Raw genomic sequence first — 20795 nt, forward strand, 5'->3', positions numbered from 1 at the left:
CTGCACGCATGAACACCCAGACCCGTGAAACGACGTCCATGAGTGATGCCCAAAGCAAAGCCGGCACGCTGATCGAGGCGCTGCCCTGGATCCAGCGGTTCGCCGGCACTACCATGGTGATCAAATACGGCGGCAACGCCATGGTCAACGAGGAACTGCGCCGCGCCTTCGCCGAAGACGTAGTGTTCCTGCACCATGTGGGCATCCACCCCGTAGTGGTCCACGGCGGCGGTCCGCAGATCAATTCCATGCTGGCTCGGCTGGGGATCGAGTCCGAGTTTAAAGGCGGCCTCCGCGTCACCACCCCCGAAGCCATGGACGTGGTGCGGATGGTCCTCACCGGCCAGGTGGGCCGCGAACTGGTGGGCCTGATCAACTCCCATGGCCCGTATGCCGTGGGAATGTCCGGTGAAGACGGCGGCCTGCTCCGCGCCGTCCGGACCGGCACTGTCATTGACGGCGAGGAAGTGGACCTGGGCCTGGTGGGCGAAGTTGTCGGCGTCAACCCGGAGGGCATCCTGGACATCCTGGCCGCCGGCCGTATACCCGTCATCTCCACCGTGGCACCGGAAATCGAGTCCGACGGCCTCGAGACGGCAGCCGGAGAGGTCCAGACCACGGGGCAGGTCCTCAATGTGAACGCGGACACCGCCGCGGCCGCCCTCGCCGAAGCCCTGGGGGCCTCCAAGCTGGTGATCCTCACCGACGTCGAAGGACTGTACGCCAACTGGCCGGACCGGTCCTCCCTCATCTCCTCCCTGACGGCCTCGGAGCTTCGCGAGCTTTTGCCCTCGTTGGAATCAGGCATGATCCCCAAGATGGAAGCGTGCCTCAAGGCCATTGACGGCGGAGTGGAACGCGCGCACATCGTGGACGGCCGCCTGCCGCACTCGATGCTCCTGGAAACATTCACGACGGCGGGCATCGGCACGCAGGTCGTCCCCGATACAGAGGAAGATTCATGAGTAACGTCGAAGATCTCGACAAGCTCGATCACCAGAGCCCGGTGGTTGAGCTTGTCGAAACCAAGGGGCACACCAGCGGGGCTGAGTGGCTTACGCGCTACTCCACGTCCTTGATGGGCGTCTTTGGCACGCCGCAGCGTGTCCTGGTCCGTGGTGCCGGCTGCCTGGTCTGGGACGCCGACGGCAAGGAATACCTGGACCTGCTCGGCGGTATTGCCGTCAACGCCCTGGGCCACGCCCATCCGTTTGTCACGTCCGTGATTTCGAGCCAGCTGGCCACCCTGGGCCATGTCTCCAATTTCTTCACCAGCCCCACGCAGATCGCACTGGCCGAAAAGCTGCTGGCACTGACGCACGCCCCGGCGGGCTCCAAAGTATTCTTCGCCAACTCGGGAACCGAAGCCGTCGAGGCCGCCTTCAAACTGGCCCGGCGCAACGGAGCCAGCCCGGACGGCACCACGGGCAAACGCACCAAGATCATCGCCCTCGAAGGCGCCTTCCATGGACGCACCATGGGTGCCCTGGCCCTGACCGCCAAGGAAGCCTACCGCGCACCGTTTGAGCCGTTGCCCGGTGGCGTGGTCCACATCCCGTTCGGCGACGTCGCAGCCCTGGAAGCAGCCATCGACGAAAGCGTGGCCGCCGTTTTCCTGGAGCCCATCCAGGGCGAAGCCGGAGTGCGGCCCCTGCCTCCTGGCTACCTGAAGGCAGCCCGCGAAGCGACCACAAAGGCCGGCGCCCTGCTGATCCTGGACGAGGTCCAGACCGGAATCGGCCGGACCGGCAAATGGCTCGCGACGGAGGACGCCGGGATTGTTCCGGACGCCATCACCCTGGCAAAGGGCCTCGGCGGCGGCTTCCCCATCGGAGCGCTGCTCACTTTCGGTGAGCAGACGTCGTCGCTCCTGACCGCGGGCCAGCACGGCACCACCTTCGGCGGCAACCCGGTGGCGACGGCGGCCGCGCTGGCCACCCTGCACGCGATCGAAAGCCAGCGGGTACTGGAAAATGTTGCTGCCGTGGGGGACTACCTCCGCGCCGGACTCGCCGCCGTCGACGGCGTCACCGAAATCCGCGGCGAAGGCCTGCTCATCGGCTTCGACCTGGACGCCGACGTGGCTCCCGCCGTCGTGACCGCAGGCCTTGACGCCGGTTTCATCGTCAACAGCCCCGGCCCGCACACCATCCGGCTCGCCCCGCCGCTGATCCTCACCAAGGACCAGGCCGGCACCTTCCTCGCCGCCCTCCCGGCACTCCTCCAGACAGCTAAGGACGCGCAGTGACCCCTGTAGTTTCTTCCGCCGGCACAGCCAGCACCACACGCCACTTCCTGAAGGACACGGACCTGAGCCCCGCCGAGCAGGCCGAGGTCCTGGACCTGGCCGTCCGCATGAAGGCAGCGCCGTACAGCGTGCAGCCCTTTGCCGGGGAGGGCAATGGCCGCAAGACGGTGGCCGTCATCTTCGACAAGACCTCCACCCGTACGCGGGTTTCCTTTGCCACGGGCATCGCGGACATGGGCGGCAACGCGCTGATCATCAACCCGGGCGAGGCGCAGATCGGCCACAAGGAATCTGTCGAGGACACCGCCAAGGTCCTGGAGCGTATGGTCTCCACCATTGTGTGGCGCACCGGCGCGCACTCGGGCCTGGTGGCCATGGCGGCGAACTCCAAGGTGCCCGTTATCAACGCCTTGTGCGATGATTACCACCCGTGCCAGCTCCTGGCGGACCTGCTCGCCGTCAAGGAACACAAGGGCGAGCTCAAAGGCCTCACCATGAGCTACCTGGGCGACGCCGCCAACAACATGGCCAACTCCTACTTGCTGGCCGGCGTCACCGCCGGGATGCACGTCCGTATCGCCGGGCCCGAAGGCTACCTCCCGGCACCGGAGATCGTTGCCGCGGCCGAGGAGCGCGCCGCCCAGACCGGCGGTTCCGTGCTGGTCACCACCGACGCCGCCGTTGCCCTCAAGGGCGCCGACGTTGTGGCCACGGACACCTGGGTCTCCATGGGCCAGGAAGCCGAAAAGGAGGCCCGGCTGCAGCTGTTCCGGGAGTACTCCGTCGATGAGGCGGCCATGGCACACGCGGCGGAGGACGCCGTCGTGCTTCACTGCCTCCCTGCCTACCGCGGCTACGAGATTTCGGCGGGCGTCATCGACGGCCCGCAGTCGATCGTCTGGGACGAAGCGGAGAACCGGCTGCACGTGCAGAAGGCACTGATGGCCTGGCTGATGCACCGCTCCGGACTCGCCGTCGTCGAAGGACTGGCCCCGGTGGACGGGTTGGCACCCCAGGAGGTCGGCAACTAGTGTCCGTCCCGCCTGCAGCGCCGGGCTCCAGCCCGGCCACCAAAACAGCCCGCCAGGCGCGCATCACCGCGATCCTGACGGGTGAATCGGTGCGCTCCCAGGCGGAGCTGGCCGCTTTGCTGGCGGACGACGGCGTCCAGGTCACCCAGGCCACGCTGTCCCGGGACCTCGTGGAACTCGGCGCCGTCCGGGTCCGCGGCAAGGAAGGCGTGCTGGTTTACGCCGTCCCCGGCGAGGGCGGCGAACGTGCGGCCAAGAGCGGGGTCAGCCAGGAGATCCTGGATGCCCGGCTTGCCCGGCTGTGCAGTGAACTCCTGGTCACGGCGGAAGCCTCGGCCAACATCGCGGTGCTCCGGACCCCGCCCGGTGCGGCCAACTTCCTGGCCCTGGCCATCGACCACTCGGTGATGCCCTCCGTCCTGGGGACAATTGCCGGTGACGACACCGTGCTGCTGGTTTCGCGGGATCCGCAGGGCGGGCAGGACCTCGCGGTCCGGTTCCTGCAGCTCGCCGAGGAAGCCGGCGGCGGCCAGTAGGCCCACACGGCCCGAACACCCTCCCGGTGTGACAGGCTTTCCCCAGAACATTTTTCCTGAAGAAATTCCCCGATCAACATCTACAACCCCAATTAGGAGCATTTTCGTGACTGAGCGCATTGTTCTGGCCTACTCCGGTGGCCTCGATACTTCCGTTGCCATCGGCTGGATCGGTGAAGCCACCGGTGCCGAGGTCATCGCCGTAGCGGTCGACGTCGGACAGGGCGGCGAGTCGCTGGAGACCATCCGCCAGCGCGCCCTCGGCTGCGGCGCCGTTGAAGCCTACGTGGCCGACGCGTCGGACGAGTTCGCCAACGAATACTGCATGCCCACGCTGAAGGCCAACGCCCTCTACCAGGGCCACTACCCGCTGGTTTCGGCCATCTCCCGGCCGGTCATCGTCAAGCACCTGGTCAAGGCCGCCCGTGAATTCGGCGCCACCACCGTGGCCCACGGCTGCACCGGCAAGGGCAACGACCAGGTCCGCTTTGAGGTGGGCATCCAGACCCTCGGCCCGGATCTGAAGTGCATCGCACCGGTCCGCGACCTCGCCCTCACCCGCGACAAGGCCATCGCCTTCGCCGAGGAAAAGGGACTGCCGATCGAGACCACCAAGAAGAACCCGTACTCGATCGACCAGAACGTCTGGGGACGCGCCGTCGAAACCGGTTACCTTGAGGACATCTGGAACGCGCCCACCAAGGACATCTACGACTACACCGCGACGCCGGAGTTCCCGCCGGCCCCGGATGAGGTCACTATTTCCTTCGAAGCCGGCGTGCCGGTAGCGATCGACGGCGTCCGGGTCACCCCGCTGCAGGCCATCAAGGAACTGAACCGCCGTGCCGGCGCGCAGGGTGTGGGCCGGATCGACGTCGTCGAGGACCGCCTCGTGGGCATCAAGTCCCGCGAAATCTACGAAGCCCCCGGCGCCATGGCGCTGATCACCGCGCACAAGCACCTTGAGGACATCACCGTCGAGCGCGAGCAGGCCCGCTTCAAGGCCACTGTTGGCCAGCGCTGGGCCGAACTGGTCTACGACGGCCAGTGGTTCTCACCGCTCAAGCGCTCCCTGGACGCGTTCATCGAAGACACCCAGAAGTACGTCACCGGTGACATCCGCATGGTGCTGCACGGTGGACAGGCGATCGTCAACGGCCGCCGCTCCGAGACCTCGCTCTACGACTTCGACCTCGCCACCTACGACACCGGCGACACGTTCGACCAGTCCATGGCGCGCGGCTTCATCGAACTGTGGGGCATGTCCGCCAAGGTTGCCTCAGGCCGCGATATCCGCGTCGCAGGAAAGTAAACCGTTGGCTGAGCAGACTCCGGTTTCGACAGGCTCAACCACCGGCTCGACGAACACCGGCGCACTGTGGGGCGGCCGGTTCGCCGGCGGCCCCGCGGATGCCCTCGCAGCCCTGAGCAAGTCCACGCACTTTGACTGGCGGCTGGCCCGCTACGACATCGCCGGCTCCAAAGCGCACGCCCGCGTGCTGCACAAGGCCGGGCTGCTGGACGACGCCGAGCTCGACGGCATGCTGGACGCCCTGGGCCGGCTGGATGACGATGTCGCCTCAGGCGCGTACTTGCCGGCGGAATCCGATGAGGACGTGCACGGGTCACTGGAACGCGGCCTGATCGAGCGCGCCGGCACCCAGCTGGGCGGCAAGCTCCGCGCCGGCCGGTCCCGCAACGACCAGGTGGCCACGCTGGGCCGCATGTTCCTGCGTGACCACGCCCGGATCATCGCGCGCGGCGTGCTGGCAACCATCGAGGCGCTGGTGGGGCAGGCCAAGGCCCACCACGGTGTGGCCATGCCCGGCCGCACGCACCTGCAGCATGCCCAGCCCATCCTGCTCAGCCACCACCTGCTGGCCCATGCCTGGGCGCTGCTGCGCGATGTGCAGCGGCTCCAGGACTGGGACAAGCGCGCGGGGGTTTCGCCGTACGGCTCCGGTGCCCTCGCAGGCTCGTCGCTGGGCCTGGACCCGGAGGCCGTCGCGGCGGACCTGGGCTTCTTCTCCGCCACGCACAACTCGATTGACGGCACCGCCTCCCGCGATGTTTTCGCCGAGTTTGCCTGGGTGACGGCCATGATCGGCGTGGACCTGTCCCGCGTTTCGGAGGAAGTCATCCTGTGGGCCACGAAGGAGTTTTCCTTTGTGACCCTGCACGATTCCTACTCCACCGGCTCCTCGATCATGCCGCAGAAGAAGAACCCCGACGTCGCCGAGCTGGCCCGCGGCAAGGCAGGGCGCCTGATCGGCAACCTGACCGGGCTGCTGGCCACGCTCAAGGGCCTGCCGCTCGCGTACAACCGCGACCTGCAGGAGGACAAGGAACCGGTCTTCGACGCCGCCGACACCCTGGAGCTGCTGCTTCCGGCTGTCTCCGGCATGATCGCGACGCTGAAGTTCAACACGGAACGGATGGAGTCGCTGGCACCGCAGGGCTTCGCGCTGGCCACGGACATTGCCGAGTGGCTGGTCCGCCAGGGCGTTCCGTTCCGCGAGGCGCACGAGCTCTCCGGAGCAGCGGTCAAGCAGGCCGAAAGCCGCGACGTGGAGCTGTGGGATCTGACGGATGAGGAATACGCCGCCATCTCGGAGCACCTGACACCGGAGGTCCGCACGGTCCTGTCCACCGAAGGGTCGCTCAACAGCCGCAACTCACAGGGCGGCACCGCACCCGCCGCCGTCGAACGCCAGCTGCTCGCGCTGGAAGGCGAGCTCGCCGGCGTGCGGGACTACGCAGCCTAACGCCCAAACGCTCTCTCAGTTGATGCAGCATTTTGGCCAACGCTCTCTCACTTTCCTCAAGAAAGTGAGAGAGCGTTGCCGGTATTCATGCATTATCTGAGAGAGCGTTCTGCGTTAAGAGTCGTTAACTCTGTCGGCTACCATGGCGCTATGACTGGGATCACTACTTCAGAACTACTGGCCGAACTGCATAAGGCCGCCGACGCCGTGGCCTCGACCGCCGCGAAATTCACCGATGAGGATGTCAAGGCACCGTCGGCACTGCCCGGCTGGACCCGTGGGCACGTCCTGGCGCATCTCGCCGGTATCTCCAACGCCATGGCGCGGCAGCTGGAATTTGCCGCCCGCGGCGCCACTGTTGAGCTGTACGACGGAGGCCAGGACGGACGCACGAAGGCCATTGAGATGGCCGCCGGCCACAATGCGGATGTGCACCGGGCTGACCTGCAGGCCGGCCTGGACCGGGCACTGACGGCTTTTGATTCGCTGGAAGGAGACGCCGGCTGGCAGGCCTCCATTGCCTACCGTGGAGGTGTGGTCTTCGACGGCGGCCTCGCGCTGTGGCGTGAACTGGTGATCCACACAGCGGACCTGGACGCGGGCCTCGGGCCAGAGATGTGGAGCCGGAGGTTCTGCGAGCACCTCTTCGACTTCCTGGCGGCACGTGTCCCGCCGGGGGAAAAACTCGTGCTGCAGCCACTCGGGCTCCCGCCCGTGACCCTTGGACTCGGCCGTTCCACCGTTATCAGCGGGATGATCACTGACATCGCCGCCTGGCTGGCCGGCCGTGAACCATCGCTCGGCAGCCTGCGGGCAACAGCCGCCGCGGACGGCGTGGACCTCCCGGAACTGCTGCCCTGGCCAGCCGGGACGCCGGCTGCCGGAGCCACGCCATCCGGGACACCCGCAGCGCGGTAGCCCTATCCGGCTTCGCGGGCCAGCAGGCTTTCCGTTGCCTCGCGGGCCAGCAGGCTCTCCTTAATGGCCAGGCCCCAGCGGAATCCGCCCAGGGAACCATCGGTGCGGATGACGCGGTGGCACGGCACAAACAAGGCAGCCGCGTTGAAGGCACACGCGCTGGCCGCGGCCCGGACCGCCTTCGGATTTCCGGAAAGCACGGCATACTCGGTGTACGTCACCGGTGACCCGGGTCGAACAGTCCTCAGCACATCCCAGGCGTGCGACCGGAACGGCCCAGACTTCTGGCGCACGGGGACGGTCATGGCAGGCGCGGGATCGCCGGCATAGAAGGCCTCCACGGCCCGGGAGATGCTGCCCAGGTCCGTGACCGCTTCGACGTCGCCGGGCCGCAGCTCGGGGTGGATCTGGCCGGTCAGCTCACCCGGCTCGGCGGTCCAGCCCGAGGCGAGGACCACGCCGTCCTGGGCAAGGATGGTGAACGGTCCGTCCGGGGTGGACATCACTAACAGCTGGGCTTTCATAGCATCGCTTTCTCTGGAACGGCCTGTATAGGTTTGGAGGATTTGGACTCCGCGGCGGCGCGCCACAGGTGCATGGTGGCGTAGGACCGCCACGGGCTGACCTCGCGGAAATCGGGGCTTGGCATCACGCCAGGTGCCTCAACGCCGCCGCCGTCTTGGTTCGTGCGGGCCGGGGCGAGCGCCCGGATGCCGTTTCGCACCGCGGCGTCGTTGGCCAGAAACACGTCGGGCGCGCCGAGGACACGCATTGCCACGTAGCCCACGGTCCACGGGCCCACCCCGGGAAGGGGAAGCAGCTTGGCGCCGAGCCCGGGCAGATCGTCCCCGTAGCCAAAATCCAGTTGGCCACCAGCCAGGGCCGACGCGGCGGAACGGATGGCGTCAATCCGGCGTTGCGGACCGCGCAGCAGCGAGTAGCCGGCCTCGGCGATTTCGGCCGCGGTGGGAAACAGCCGGTCAAGGCCCTCGCCGGGGACCGCGCTGGGACTGCCGGCAGCGGCCAGTTGCGTCAGTGCGGTCCGGGCCGCAGCCACGGTGATTTGCTGCCCGATCATCGCCCGGATGAGCAGCTCCTGCGGATCCAACGCGCCGGGCATCCTGATGCCCGGCGCACTGGCAACCGAGGCGGCCAGGCGGGGCTCCTGGGACAGGGCACTGTCGATGGCTACCGGATCGGCGTCGAGGTCGAAGAGCCGGCGTACCCTGCTCAGCAGTGCGGGCAGGTCCCGGAGGTCCACCGCGCCGATGGAGAGGGTCAGCGGCCGTCCGGGAGCGCCGTCGTCGTAAGTCACGCTGAAGCGGGCATCGCCATGCGGAAGCTGCAAAGTACGGGCGTACGACGTCGGCGTCCCCGCCTCGATCCCGGGGATCGCCCTGACGGCGAGGAAGGAAAAGATGCCGGGATCGAACGGTTCGCGGTACGGCAGGCTCAACGTCAGCGACGTCGCGGCGGCAGGGGAGCGGTGGTGCCTGGCGGTCGCGCGCAGGGCAGTGGGCGTCATGGCGAACACCTCAACCATGGTGTCGTTGAACTGGCGGACGCTGCTGAAGCCGGACGCGAATGCGATGTCCGCCAGCTTCATCGCTGTGGACACCAACAGCGTGCGGGCGGTCTGGGCGCGGCTGGCCCGGGCCAGGGAGAGCGGGCCGGCGCCGAGTTCGTGGCTGAGGATCCGGTTGAGCTGGCGGGAGGAGTATCCCAGCCGGGCGGCGAGGCCCTCCACCCCGTCCCGGTTGATCACGCCGTCGTTGATCAGGCGCATCGCGCGGCCCGCAAGGTCCTGCCGGATGTTCCACGCAGGCGTGCCTGGCACTGCTTCGGGGAGGCAGCGCTTGCACGCCCGGTAGCCGGCGTCGTGCGCTGCGGCAGAGGTTTCGTAGAAGGTGACGTTCACGGCTTTCGGGGTCCTGGCGGGGCAGGACGGGCGGCAGTAGATGCCGGTGGTCCGGACAGCAGTGTAGAACTGCCCGTCGAACCGGGTGTCCCGCGCGTCAATCGCGCGGTAGCGCTGCCAGAAGTCCATGCCCTCCATCCTGCCAGCCAGCGACCGCGACTGCTAGCGGAAATCGGACACGGCCGTGGCGTTCGATAGAGTCGGACCATGACCGCCAGCCTGAGTCCCACCAGCCCGGATCAGCTCCGCGAACTGCTGTCCGGCGACGCCCGGAGGGTCGCTCCGCGGCTGCTGGGATCCGTACTGACCCACCACAGCCACGAGGGAACTGTGGCTGTGCGGATCACGGAGGTGGAGGCGTACATGGGTCCCGGCGACTCGTCGCATCCGGATCCCGGCTCCCACACTTTCCGTGGCCCCACGGCCCGCAACGCGCCCATGTTCGGCCCGGCCGGCCACCTCTACGTCTACTTCACGTATGGCATGCACTACTGCGCCAACATCGTCTGCGGCCCGGCAGGCACCGCATCTGCCGTCCTCCTGCGGGCGGGCGAGGTGGTGGAGGGGCAGCACCTCGCGCTGGTGCGGCGTCCGACGTCGAAATCGGCCCTCGACCTGGCGAGCGGCCCCGCCCGGCTGGCAACCACGCTGGCCCTGACGACCGCCGACAGCGGCCGGGATGCGCTGGCTGACCCCTTCGAGCTGCGGCTGCCTTCGGTACCCGCTCCCGTGTTCAGTTCCGGGCCGAGGGTGGGCGTTTCCGGCGACGGCGGCTCCGCGACGTATCCCTGGCGCTTCTGGCTGCCAGGGGATCCCACCGTGTCCCGCTACAAGGCGGCGAAGGTGCGCCGGGCATAATCCGTCCCGCCGGGGTGGTCTCCCGCCAGGGCGAACGGCGCCAACCGGTGCTGGAGGCGCTGCTGCACCACAGGCCATTCCTGCCCCAGGACCGAGAACACTGCCGAATCCGCACGTGTGCCGTCAGGCGCCAGGCGGTGGCTGCGCAGCACGCCCTCGAACGTTGCCCCCAGCCGTTCGATGGCTGCGGCGCTGCGCACATTACGTGCGTCGCAGCGAAACGCAACGCGCTGAACGTGAAGGCCTTCGAACGCAAAGGCGAGCAGGGCGTGCTTGCTGGCGGGATTTACGTGCGTGCCCCAGAACTGCCGTCCAAAGAAGGTGCCGCCAACTTCCACGCGCTGCTGGGCGGCATCGAACGCATTCAGCGCGGTTGTGCCCAGGAGGGCTCCGGTCCGCTGGTCCGTCACAGCGAAGGCCAGGCTGGCCGGGTCCTCAATCCTGGCCGCAAACAGCCCTGAAAGCTCGTGCGCCGTGGCCGGCAGGGGCGCGGCCATTCCTGCCCACATCGTGGCGTCCACGAAGTCAAACAGCCCTTCGGCATGGTGCGGTGCCAACGGAAGGAGGGAAAGCCCGTATCCGGTCAGGACGTTCTCGTGGTGCATTGCAGTATTTAATCACCCACTGGGCGGAACGGCTACGGAAGTGTGCGGCCTGAAAGTGAACATTGGGTGACTTCCGGGGCAGGGGACCGGCGGGCGCGTTAACCGAAATGGTTGTAGAATGGACGGTCTGTCTTTTGCGATAGGGGAACGTTTAAATGCTCGACGCCGATTTGGCCCACGAACGGAACTATGTTGCCGGCCTGTACGCGCGGCTGGAAGAGCTCCGCGCGGAAAAGCGCCAGCAGTTGGCACAGGTCCGCCGGGCCGGTGCCGTGGGTACCATGCAGAATGTCTCCGAACGCGACGCCTTCGCCGCGCTCTACGAGGACCGCCTCGCCCAGCTCGACGCCGTCGATGACCGTCTGGTCTTCGGCCGCCTCGACCTGGATTCCGGTGAGGCCCAGTACATTGGGCGCATCGGCCTGACCACCGATGACCTCCAGCGGCTCATGGTGGACTGGCGCGCGCCCGAAGCCGGCCACTTCTACCAGGCAACGGCGTTTGACCGGCAGGGCGTCCGCCGCCGGCGGCACCTGATTCTGCAGGGCCGGGAAGTCAAGGCCATCGAGGACGACGTCCTTGATGCGGACATGCTCGCGGACGACGCCTCGCTGCAGGGCGAAGGAGCATTGCTGGCGGCTCTGGATTCCAAGCGCACGGGCCGGATGTCCGACATCGTCGGCACCATCCAGTCCGAGCAGGACCGCATCATCCGGTCCTCCATTTCCGGTGCCCTCGTGGTGCAGGGTGGTCCGGGTACCGGTAAGACTGCTGTGGCACTGCACCGGGCCGCGTACCTGCTTTACACGCACCGGGAGCGGCTGAAGACTGCCGGCGTGCTGCTGGTGGGCCCGTCGTCGTCCTTTATGAAGTACATCGAACGTGTTCTTCCCTCGCTCGGTGAGACCGGCGTGGTGATGGCCAGCGTGGGTCGCCTGATGCCCGGGATCAAAGCGGTTGCCGAACCTGAGGCAGAGGTCGCGGCCATCAAGGGGCGGCTGGACATGGTGAAGGTTGTGGCCAATGCGGTCGCGAACCGGCAGCGGATCCCCGCCGAGGACCGTGTCCTGGACGTCGACGGCCGCAAGCTGGTGCTGACGCGGCGGCAGGTAAGCCGGGCGCGCGAACGTGCCCGGTCCACCGGCAAGCCGCACAACGAGGCGCGCCTGGCGTTTATCAAAATTCTGCTCCGCGAACTGACCGAGCAGATGACCGATCTCGTGGAGGCCGGGAGCATCGGCAACAATGCCGACCGCTCGTATCTGGCAGAAGACGTCCGCACGGCCCGCGACGTCCGGATCGTCCTGAACCTGTGCTGGATGCCGATGACTCCGGAGAAGCTGATCAACGAGCTTCTGAGCAAGCCCGCAGTCCTGGCGGCCTGCACACCGAACCTGTCCCTTAGGGAGCGGTCGCTGCTGCTGCGCCCCGCCGATGCGCCCTGGACCGAGGCTGACGTCCCGCTGCTGGATGAGGCCGCGGAGCTCCTTGGTGAAATGGACCCGGCGGCGGGACGTGGCCTTGCACAGCAGGAGCACGACCGCGCCCGGGACCTTGCCAACGCCAAGCAGACACTGGTGAACATGGGGGACATGGGTGTCGATGTCCTCATCTCCGCCGAGGAACTCGCCGATCAGAACCAGGAGCGCGAAAACCGCCTGACGGCCGCCGAGCGCGCCACCAGCGACCGCACGTGGGCGTTCGGCCACATCGTGGTGGATGAGGCGCAGGAGCTTTCGCCCATGCAATGGCGCCTGCTGGTCCGTCGCTGCCCGCTGAAATCCTTCACCATCGTGGGCGACATCGCGCAGACCAGTTCAGTCGCCGGCGCCAACTCCTGGCAGGGGGCCCTGGCGCCCATGTTCGGTGACCGCTGGCAGCTGGAGGAGCTGACAGTCAACTACCGGACGCCCTCCCAGATCGCCGAGGCCGCCGCCCGCATGGCCAACGCGGCCGGACTGGTGGTTTCAGCGCCGAAGGCCGTCCGCGAGGGACGGTGGGCCCCCGTCATCGACAAGGTTGACCGCGGACAGGTGGTGAACCGTTTGGTGGAGGTGCTCCCCGAGGAACTGGCAGCGCTCGACGGCGGCCTCCTCGCCGTGATTGCCGACGGCGACCTTCTGCCGGCTGCTACGTCAGCCCTTCGTGCCGTGTACGGCCGACGCATCGGCAACGGCGCGGGCAGCTACGAACAGGACATCGTGGTCATCAGCCCGCGCGAGGCCAAGGGCCTGGAGTTCGACGGCGTTGTGGTGCTTGAGCCGTCCGTCATGCTCAACCGCGAGCATGGCCGGGTGGGCGATCTGTACGTCGCCATGACCCGGCCCACCCAGCGGCTCCGGCTGATCGCCGCGGAAGGTATTCCGGCAGGCATTGAAGGCTGAACCGGTCCGCTTTGCCCCTTGACGCCCGGCGCCGTCCATTTCGGCGCCGGGCGTCGCCGATCCTGCTAACTTAGAAGTCGTGTCAGAACTCAACGATCTCGAATCCCAGCAGAACGACCCCACCTTCGCCAATATCTGGCAGGAGCTGAAGTGGCGCGGCCTGGTCCACGTCTCCACCGATGAAGAGGAACTGGAAAAGCTCCTCGCCGGTGATCCGATCACCTATTACTGCGGATTCGACCCCACTGCGCCGAGCCTGCACCTGGGCAACCTGGTTCAACTCCTCGTGATGCGCCGGCTGCAGCTCGCCGGGCACAAGCCCCTGGGACTGGTGGGCGGATCCACAGGACTGATCGGCGATCCGCGGCCCACCGCAGAACGCACACTGAACACCAAGGACACCGTTAACGAATGGGTGGGCTACCTGCAGGCCCAGGTCCGCCGCTTCCTCAGCTTCGATGGCCCCAGCGCCGCCCGCATGGTCAACAACCTCGACTGGACCGCACCGTTGAGCGCCATTGACTTCCTGCGCGAGATCGGAAAGCACTACAGGGTCGGCACCATGCTTCGCAAGGATGCTGTTGCGTCCCGCCTCAGTTCGGACGAGGGCATCAGCTACACGGAATTCAGCTACCAGATCCTGCAGGGCATGGACTACCTCCAGCTGTTCCGTGACTACGGCTGCATGCTGCAGACCGGCGGTTCGGACCAGTGGGGCAACCTCACCAGCGGCACTGAACTCATCCGCAAGGTTGAGGGCAAGAGTGTGCACGCCCTGGGTACGCCGCTCATCACCAACTCGGACGGCACGAAGTTCGGCAAGAGCGAAGGCAACGCCATCTGGCTCGACGCCGGCATGTGCAGCCCGTACGCCTTCTACCAGTTCTGGCTGAACACCGCCGACTCTGACGTGGTGGACCGGCTGAAGGTCTTCACTTTCCTGAGCCGCGCGGAGATCGAAACCCTGGCAGCTGCCGTGGCCGAGCGTCCGTTTGCACGGGAAGGCCAGCGGAAGCTGGCGTTCGAAGTGACTTCCCTGGTCCACGGTGTGGAGGCAACGGAGAAAGTCATCGCGGCGTCCGCTGCACTTTTTGGCAACGGTGACCTGTCCGCCCTGGACCGGCCCACGCTTGAAGCGGCCACATCGGAGCTTCCGTCCGCCCGCATCCAGGTGGATGGCCTCGGGATCATTGACCTGCTGGTGGCATCCGGCCTGTCGGAGAGCAAGTCCGCGGCACGGCGAACTGTCGGCGAAGGCGGCGCCTATGTAAACAACGAGAAGGTGTCCGACCCGGAAGCTGTCATCTCCGAGTCGGAGCTGCTGCATGGTCAGTACCTGCTCCTGCGCCGCGGCAAGAAGAACCTGGCGACTGTCGAAGTGCTGGTTCCTTAGCCTTCCCAGACCCCAATTCACGCTCCTCCGCAGCCGATTTGCACGGCCGCGGGGGAGCGTGTATTGTCTTCTGAGTCGCCACCGTTGAGTGGTGACAAACCCCCTTCACAAGAGAAGCAATTCATCGTGTGCAAAGCACGAAAATGATGAAAAGCTTCAATTTCTGATGGGCGGATTCGTTCCACAGAGTGAATATCTGGAAAATAACCGGGATTTGCAAAGTGAATAAGAATGAAATAAGCTATAAACATCGCAGCGAAGAAAAGCGAAACAAAAGAATTCATTGAATATGAATTGTTTCGGGAATTATTCGAATGTGTCTGTTGTTTGAGAACTCAATAGTGTGCCAAGTTTGTTGATACCAATTTATTGTATTGAATTGGTTGAATTGACTGGATTATGCCACCCCGTGGTGTGGTCTGGTTTTTACAGCTGGTTTCAAATTTTGTGCAGCCATTTTATCCTGTTATTTCCGGGGTTGGTGGTTGTGTCTGTTTTACTTCAACGGAGAGTTTGATCCTGGCTCAGGATGAACGCTGGCGGCGTGCTTAACACATGCAAGTCGAACGATGATCCCAGCTTGCTGGGGGATTAGTGGCGAACGGGTGAGTAACACGTGAGTAACCTGCCCTTAACTCTGGGATAAGCCTGGGAAACTGGGTCTAATACCGGATATGACTCCTCATCGCATGGTGGGGGGTGGAAAGCTTTATTGTGGTTTTGGATGGACTCGCGGCCTATCAGCTTGTTGGTGAGGTAATGGCTCACCAAGGCGACGACGGGTAGCCGGCCTGAGAGGGTGACCGGCCACACTGGGACTGAGACACGGCCCAGACTCCTACGGGAGGCAGCAGTGGGGAATATTGCACAATGGGCGAAAGCCTGATGCAGCGACGCCGCGTGAGGGATGACGGCCTTCGGGTTGTAAACCTCTTTCAGTAGGGAAGAAGCGAAAGTGACGGTACCTGCAGAAGAAGCGCCGGCTAACTACGTGCCAGCAGCCGCGGTAATACGTAGGGCGCAAGCGTTATCCGGAATTATTGGGCGTAAAGAGCTCGTAGGCGGTTTGTCGCGTCTGCCGTGAAAGTCCGGGGCTCAACTCCGGATCTGCGGTGGGTACGGGCAGACTAGAGTGATGTAGGGGAGACTGGAATTCCTGGTGTAGCGGTGAAATGCGCAGATATCAGGAGGAACACCGATGGCGAAGGCAGGTCTCTGGGCATTAACTGACGCTGAGGAGCGAAAGCATGGGGAGCGAACAGGATTAGATACCCTGGTAGTCCATGCCGTAAACGTTGGGCACTAGGTGTGGGGGACATTCCACGTTTTCCGCGCCGTAGCTAACGCATTAAGTGCCCCGCCTGGGGAGTACGGCCGCAAGGCTAAAACTCAAAGGAATTGACGGGGGCCCGCACAAGCGGCGGAGCATGCGGATTAATTCGATGCAACGCGAAGAACCTTACCAAGGCTTGACATGAACCGGAAATGCCTGGAAACAGGTGCCCCGCTTGCGGTCGGTTTACAGGTGGTGCATGGTTGTCGTCAGCTCGTGTCGTGAGATGTTGGGTTAAGTCCCGCAACGAGCGCAACCCTCGTTCTATGTTGCCAGCGCGTTATGGCGGGGACTCATAGGAGACTGCCGGGGTCAACTCGGAGGAAGGTGGGGACGACGTCAAATCATCATGCCCCTTATGTCTTGGGCTTCACGCATGCTACAATGGCCGGTACAAAGGGTTGCGATACTGTGAGGTGGAGCTAATCCCAAAAAGCCGGTCTCAGTTCGGATTGGGGTCTGCAACTCGACCCCATGAAGTCGGAGTCGCTAGTAATCGCAGATCAGCAACGCTGCGGTGAATACGTTCCCGGGCCTTGTACACACCGCCCGTCAAGTCACGAAAGTTGGTAACACCCGAAGCCGGTGGCCTAACCCCTTGTGGGAGGGAGCTGTCGAAGGTGGGACTGGCGATTGGGACTAAGTCGTAACAAGGTAGCCGTACCGGAAGGTGCGGCTGGATCACCTCCTTTCTAAGGAGCACCTACAACCACCCTGCCGGATGCAATGTCCGTGTGGTGGGGTTGTCAGGAGTATATGCCCGTTGCGCAGACGATTGTTCTGCGGCGGGTGCTCAAGGGTGGAATATCAATGAATAGCGGCCGCTTGTTTCTTTCCTCGCCCAGTACGGATGGTTTCCTCGGAAGCTTCTCCTGGATCGGTGTGGGTTGGGGGTGGGTGGTTTAGTGTTTGGCACACTGTTGGGTCCTGAGGCAACAGGGCCGGGTTTTCCCGGTACTTGTTTGTTTCTGGTTTCCTGGCTGCATCGAGCGCGCACTTTTTGTGTGTGGGGTGTGTGGTTTGGGGTTGTTGTTTGAGAACTACATAGTGGACGCGAGCATCTTTTATAAGAAGCAATTTCCAAGAATTATGAACCTGGATCTGTCTGCACTCTTTTGGGTGTGGGTGGTTTTCATGGTTCTCTCGAAAATTAGCGTTTTTGATCTTTTGTGGTCAAGTTTTTAAGAGCACACGGTGGATGCCTTGGCATTAGGAGCCGAAGAAGGACGTAGGAATCTGCGATAAGCCTGGGGGAGTCGATAACCGGACTGTGATCCCAGGGTGTCCGAATGGGGAAACCCCGCCAGGGGCGCGAGCTGCCTGGTGACCCGCATCTGAACACATAGGGTGCGTGGAGGGAACGCGGGGAAGTGAAACATCTCAGTACCCGCAGGAAGAGAAAACAATAGTGATTCCGTCAGTAGTGGCGAGCGAACGCGGATCAGGCTAAACCGTTCCATGTGTGATAGCCGGCGGGCGTTGCATGGTCGGGGTTGTGGGACTTTCCATACCAGTTCTGCCGGACTGGTGAGGTGTGATGTGCAGGCATAGGTGAACGGTCTTGAAAGGCCGGCCAGAGAGGGTGTGAGCCCCGTAACCGAAATGTTTTGTGCCGCCTGGAGAGTATCCCAAGTAGCACGGGGCCCGAGAAATCCCGTGTGAATCTGTCAGGACCACCTGATAAGCCTAAATACTCCCTAATGACCGATAGCGGACCAGTACCGTGAGGGAAAGGTGAAAAGTACCCCGGGAGGGGAGTGAAACAGTACCTGAAACCGTGTGCTTACAATCCGTCGGAGCAGCCTTGTAGTTGTGACGGCGTGCCTTTTGAAGAATGAGCCTGCGAGTTAGTGTTACGTCGCGAGGTTAACCCGTGTGGGGAAGCCGTAGCGAAAGCGAGTCTGAATAGGGCGTTGCAGTGGCGTGATCTAGACCCGAAGCGAAGTGATCTACCCATGGCCAGGTTGAAGCGACGGTAAGACGTCGTGGAGGACCGAACCCACTTCAGTTGAAAATGGAGGGGATGAGCTGTGGGTAGGGGTGAAAGGCCAATCAAACTTCGTGATAGCTGGTTCTCCCCGAAATGCATTTAGGTGCAGCGTTGCGTGTTTCTTGCTGGAGGTAGAGCTACTGGATGGCTAATGGGCCCTACAAGGTTACTGACGTCAGCCAAACTCCGAATGCCGGTAAGTGAGAGCGCAGCAGTGAGACTGTGGGGGATAAGCTTCATAGTCGAGAGGGAAACAGCCCAGACCACCAACTAAGGCCCCTAAGCGTGTGCTAAGTGGGAAAGGATGTGGAGTTGCGAAGACAACCAGGAGGTTGGCTTAGAAGCAGCCATCCTTAAAAGAGTGCGTAATAGCTCACTGGTCAAGTGATTCCGCGCCGACAATGTAGCGGGGCTCAAGTACACCGCCGAAGTTGTGGATTTCAGATATTAGCTAAGCCGCCCCTTGTGGGTTGGTTCAGGCGTCTGGAGTGGTAGGGGAGCGTCGTGTGGGCAGTGAAGTCGCGGTGTAAACCAGCGGTGGAGCCTACACGAGTGAGAATGCAGGCATGAGTAGCGAAAGACGGGTGAGAAACCCGTCCGCCGAATGATCAAGGGTTCCAGGGTCAAGCTAATCTGCCCTGGGTAAGTCGGGACCTAAGGCGAGGCCGACAGGCGTAGTCGATGGACAACGGGTTGATATTCCCGTACCGGCGAAAAACCGTCCATGTTGAACAGGGGATACTAACCGCCCGAAACCTGCCTGACCGCCCTTGTGGTGGAAGGGTTTTGGTGGAGCGCGGGACCTGATCCTGGGAGGCAAGCGTATTAACAGGTGTGACGCAGGAAGGTAGCCAAGCCGGGCGATGGTTGTCCCGGTCTAAGGATGTAGGGCGAACGGTAGGCAAATCCGCCGTTCATGATGCCTGAGATCTGATGGGACCCCCTCACGGGGGGATTTGGTGATCCTATGCTGCCGAGAAAAGCATCGACGCGAGGTTTTAGCCGCCCGTACCCCAAACCGACACAGGTGATCAGGTAGAGAATACTAAGGCGATCGAGAGAATTATGGTTAAGGAACTCGGCAAAATGCCCCCGTAACTTCGGGAGAAGGGGGGCCCCAACCTTGAACACCACTTGCTGGTGGGAGGGGATCGGGGCCGCAGAGACCAGGGGGAAGCGACTGTTTACTAAAAACACAGGTCCGTGCGAAGTCGCAAGACGATGTATACGGACTGACTCCTGCCCGGTGCTGGAAGGTTAAGAGGACCGGTTAGCCTTACGGCGAAGCTGAGAATTCAAGCCCCAGTAAACGGCGGTGGTAACTATAACCATCCTAAGGTAGCGAAATTCCTTGTCGGGTAAGTTCCGACCTGCACGAATGGAGTAACGACTTCCCCGCTGTCTCAACCATAAACTCGGCGAAATTGCAGTACGAGTAAAGATGCTCGTTACGCGCAGCAGGACGGAAAGACCCCGAGACCTTTACTATAGTTTGGTATTGGTGTTCGGAGTGGCTTGTGTAGGATAGGTGGGAGACGTTGAAGCCCGGACGCCAGTTCGGGTGGAGTCATCGTTGAAATACCACTCTGGTCACTTTGGACATCTAACTTCGGCCCGTAATCCGGGTCAGGGACAGTGCCTGATGGGTAGTTTAACTGGGGCGGTTGCCTCCTAAAAAGTAACGGAGGCGCCCAAAGGTTCCCTCAGCCTGGTTGGCAATCAGGTGTCGAGTGTAAGTGCACAAGGGAGCTTGACTGTGAGAGAGACATCTCGAGCAGGGACGAAAGTCGGGACTAGTGATCCGGCGGTACATTGTGGAATGGCCGTCGCTCAACGGATAAAAGGTACCTCGGGGATAACAGGCTGATCTTGCCCAAGAGTCCATATCGACGGCATGGTTTGGCACCTCGATGTCGGCTCGTCGCATCCTGGGGCTGGAGTAGGTCCCAAGGGTTGGGCTGTTCGCCCATTAAAGCGGTACGCGAGCTGGGTTTAGAACGTCGTGAGACAGTTCGGTCCCTATCCGCTGCGCGCGCAGGAAATTTGAGAAGGGCTGTCCTTAGTACGAGAGGACCGGGACGGACGAACCTCTGGTGTGTCAGTTGTACTGCCAAGTGCACCGCTGATTAGCTACGTTCGGATGGGATAACCGCTGAAAGCATCTAAGCGGGAAGCTCGCTTCGAGATGAGATTTCCATACACCTTGTGTGTGAGAGGCCCCCAGCCAGACCACTGGGTTGATAGGCCGGATGTGGAAGCGAGGACTAACGACTCGTGAAGCTGACCGGTACTAATAGGCCGATAACTTACACCACACACCACCCCCGCAAACGGTTCAAAAGCGTTTGCAACCACGGGGTGGTAAAAAGAAAACAAGACTGCTTGCGTCCACTATGTGGTTCCCAAACAACAAACCCAACACGGGCTTGTTGCCCAGGGAACAAAAAACACAACACAATAACAACACCACACCTGCCTTAACCGGCAGGAGCATGTTGTAACCACAGATTTCCCACCCCCACGCCCAAAACCGTGGAGGCCGGGTAGAAGGGTTACGGCGGTCATAGCGTGGGGGAAACGCCCGGTCCCATTCCGAACCCGGAAGCTAAGACCCACAGCGCCGATGGTACTGCACCCGGGAGGGTGTGGGAGAGTAGGTCACCGCCGGAACATCATTACAGGTCGAGAGCCCCCCAACCACCAGGTTGGGGGGCTCTCCCACTTTAACCACCACACCACAAACACCCCCGAACCCGCACCCCGGGCACAGACCACTGCGGGAGCGTCCGCCGGAAACCCGCAGAAACTGCGAGAGC

Annotated in this window: 14 protein-coding genes and 3 rRNA genes; 13 read left to right on the forward strand and 4 right to left on the reverse strand. The window is 63.4% G+C overall.

Features of this window, described 5'->3' with window-relative positions; genetic code table 11:
* Positions 1-8: 8 nt before the first annotated feature.
* The 7 genes from argB (at position 9) to NIBR502772_RS09905 (ending at position 7498) form a co-directional block, all read left to right on the forward strand.
* Positions 9-965: an acetylglutamate kinase gene (argB, locus tag NIBR502772_RS09875; protein WP_104063393.1), complete on the forward strand. Its 957-nt coding sequence runs from the start codon at positions 9-11 to the stop codon at positions 963-965.
* Positions 962-2248 (forward strand): acetylornithine transaminase, encoded by a 1287-nt coding sequence (locus NIBR502772_RS09880; protein ID WP_141140052.1) that lies wholly within the window; start codon positions 962-964, stop codon positions 2246-2248. Before argB ends, NIBR502772_RS09880 begins: the two co-directional genes overlap by 4 nt.
* Positions 2245-3279, forward strand: a complete 1035-nt coding sequence (gene argF, locus NIBR502772_RS09885) for an ornithine carbamoyltransferase (RefSeq protein WP_141140053.1) — start codon at positions 2245-2247, stop codon at positions 3277-3279. The genes NIBR502772_RS09880 and argF overlap by 4 nt, the downstream gene beginning before the upstream one ends.
* The gene (locus tag NIBR502772_RS09890) at positions 3279-3815 is read left to right on the forward strand and encodes an arginine repressor (RefSeq protein ID WP_141140054.1); all 537 of its coding nucleotides are present in this window, start codon (positions 3279-3281) and stop codon (positions 3813-3815) included. The genes argF and NIBR502772_RS09890 overlap by 1 nt, the downstream gene beginning before the upstream one ends.
* A 106-nt stretch (positions 3816-3921) precedes the next feature.
* Positions 3922-5127 carry an argininosuccinate synthase gene (locus NIBR502772_RS09895; protein ID WP_056343011.1) on the forward strand — a complete coding sequence of 402 codons (1206 nt, stop codon included), beginning with the start codon at positions 3922-3924 and terminating at the stop codon, positions 5125-5127.
* Between the two features lie 4 nt (positions 5128-5131).
* A complete protein-coding gene (gene argH, locus NIBR502772_RS09900; RefSeq protein WP_141140055.1) occupies positions 5132-6580 on the forward strand; it encodes an argininosuccinate lyase in 1449 nt (482 codons plus the stop codon).
* Positions 6581-6730: 150 nt separating this feature from the next.
* Positions 6731-7498, forward strand: a complete 768-nt coding sequence (locus NIBR502772_RS09905; RefSeq protein ID WP_141140056.1) for a maleylpyruvate isomerase family mycothiol-dependent enzyme — start codon at positions 6731-6733, stop codon at positions 7496-7498.
* 2 nt (positions 7499-7500) lie between these two features.
* On the opposite strand, the gene NIBR502772_RS09910 is transcribed toward NIBR502772_RS09905, so the two are convergent.
* Positions 7501-8022, reverse strand: coding sequence for a methylated-DNA--[protein]-cysteine S-methyltransferase (locus NIBR502772_RS09910; protein ID WP_141140057.1), 522 nt, complete (start codon positions 8020-8022; stop codon positions 7501-7503).
* Positions 8019-9545: an AlkA N-terminal domain-containing protein gene (locus NIBR502772_RS09915; RefSeq protein WP_141140058.1), complete on the reverse strand. Its 1527-nt coding sequence runs from the start codon at positions 9543-9545 to the stop codon at positions 8019-8021. Before NIBR502772_RS09915 ends, NIBR502772_RS09910 begins: the two co-directional genes overlap by 4 nt.
* A 78-nt stretch (positions 9546-9623) precedes the next feature.
* Here NIBR502772_RS09915 and NIBR502772_RS09920 point away from each other — a divergent pair, with 78 nt between their 5' ends.
* Positions 9624-10274, forward strand: coding sequence for a DNA-3-methyladenine glycosylase (locus NIBR502772_RS09920; RefSeq protein WP_141140059.1), 651 nt, complete (start codon positions 9624-9626; stop codon positions 10272-10274).
* Here NIBR502772_RS09920 and NIBR502772_RS09925 read toward each other — a convergent pair.
* Positions 10244-10879 carry a GNAT family N-acetyltransferase gene (locus NIBR502772_RS09925; protein WP_141140060.1) on the reverse strand — a complete coding sequence of 212 codons (636 nt, stop codon included), beginning with the start codon at positions 10877-10879 and terminating at the stop codon, positions 10244-10246. The genes NIBR502772_RS09920 and NIBR502772_RS09925 overlap by 31 nt on opposite strands.
* A gap of 155 nt (positions 10880-11034) precedes the next feature.
* Between NIBR502772_RS09925 and NIBR502772_RS09930 the strand changes: the two genes are divergently transcribed.
* Together NIBR502772_RS09930 and tyrS are read left to right on the forward strand one after the other, a co-directional pair.
* Entirely contained in the window at positions 11035-13263 is a 2229-nt protein-coding gene (locus NIBR502772_RS09930; RefSeq protein WP_141140061.1) for an AAA family ATPase, read from the forward strand.
* A gap of 79 nt (positions 13264-13342) precedes the next feature.
* Positions 13343-14656 carry a tyrosine--tRNA ligase gene (gene tyrS / locus NIBR502772_RS09935; protein WP_141140062.1) on the forward strand — a complete coding sequence of 438 codons (1314 nt, stop codon included), beginning with the start codon at positions 13343-13345 and terminating at the stop codon, positions 14654-14656.
* Positions 14657-14673: 17 nt separating this feature from the next.
* Here tyrS and NIBR502772_RS09940 read toward each other — a convergent pair whose 3' ends face one another.
* Positions 14674-14940, reverse strand: coding sequence for a hypothetical protein (locus NIBR502772_RS09940; RefSeq protein WP_141140063.1), 267 nt, complete (start codon positions 14938-14940; stop codon positions 14674-14676).
* A 217-nt stretch (positions 14941-15157) separates the two neighbouring features.
* On the opposite strand from NIBR502772_RS09940, the gene NIBR502772_RS09945 reads away from it, so the two are divergent.
* The 3 genes from NIBR502772_RS09945 to rrf all read left to right on the forward strand — a co-directional run bounded on the left by NIBR502772_RS09945 (position 15158) and on the right by rrf (position 20649).
* Positions 15158-16681: ribosomal RNA gene (locus tag NIBR502772_RS09945) — 16S ribosomal RNA — on the forward strand.
* A gap of 479 nt (positions 16682-17160) precedes the next feature.
* A 23S ribosomal RNA gene (locus NIBR502772_RS09950) occupies positions 17161-20294 on the forward strand.
* Between the two features lie 238 nt (positions 20295-20532).
* A 5S ribosomal RNA gene (gene rrf, locus NIBR502772_RS09955) occupies positions 20533-20649 on the forward strand.
* The 16S, 23S and 5S rRNA genes sit together here, the layout of an rRNA operon.
* Positions 20650-20795 lie beyond the last annotated feature (146 nt).

It is taken from the genome of Pseudarthrobacter sp. NIBRBAC000502772, from assembly GCF_006517235.1.
Taxonomy (GTDB): Bacteria; Actinomycetota; Actinomycetes; order Actinomycetales; family Micrococcaceae; genus Arthrobacter.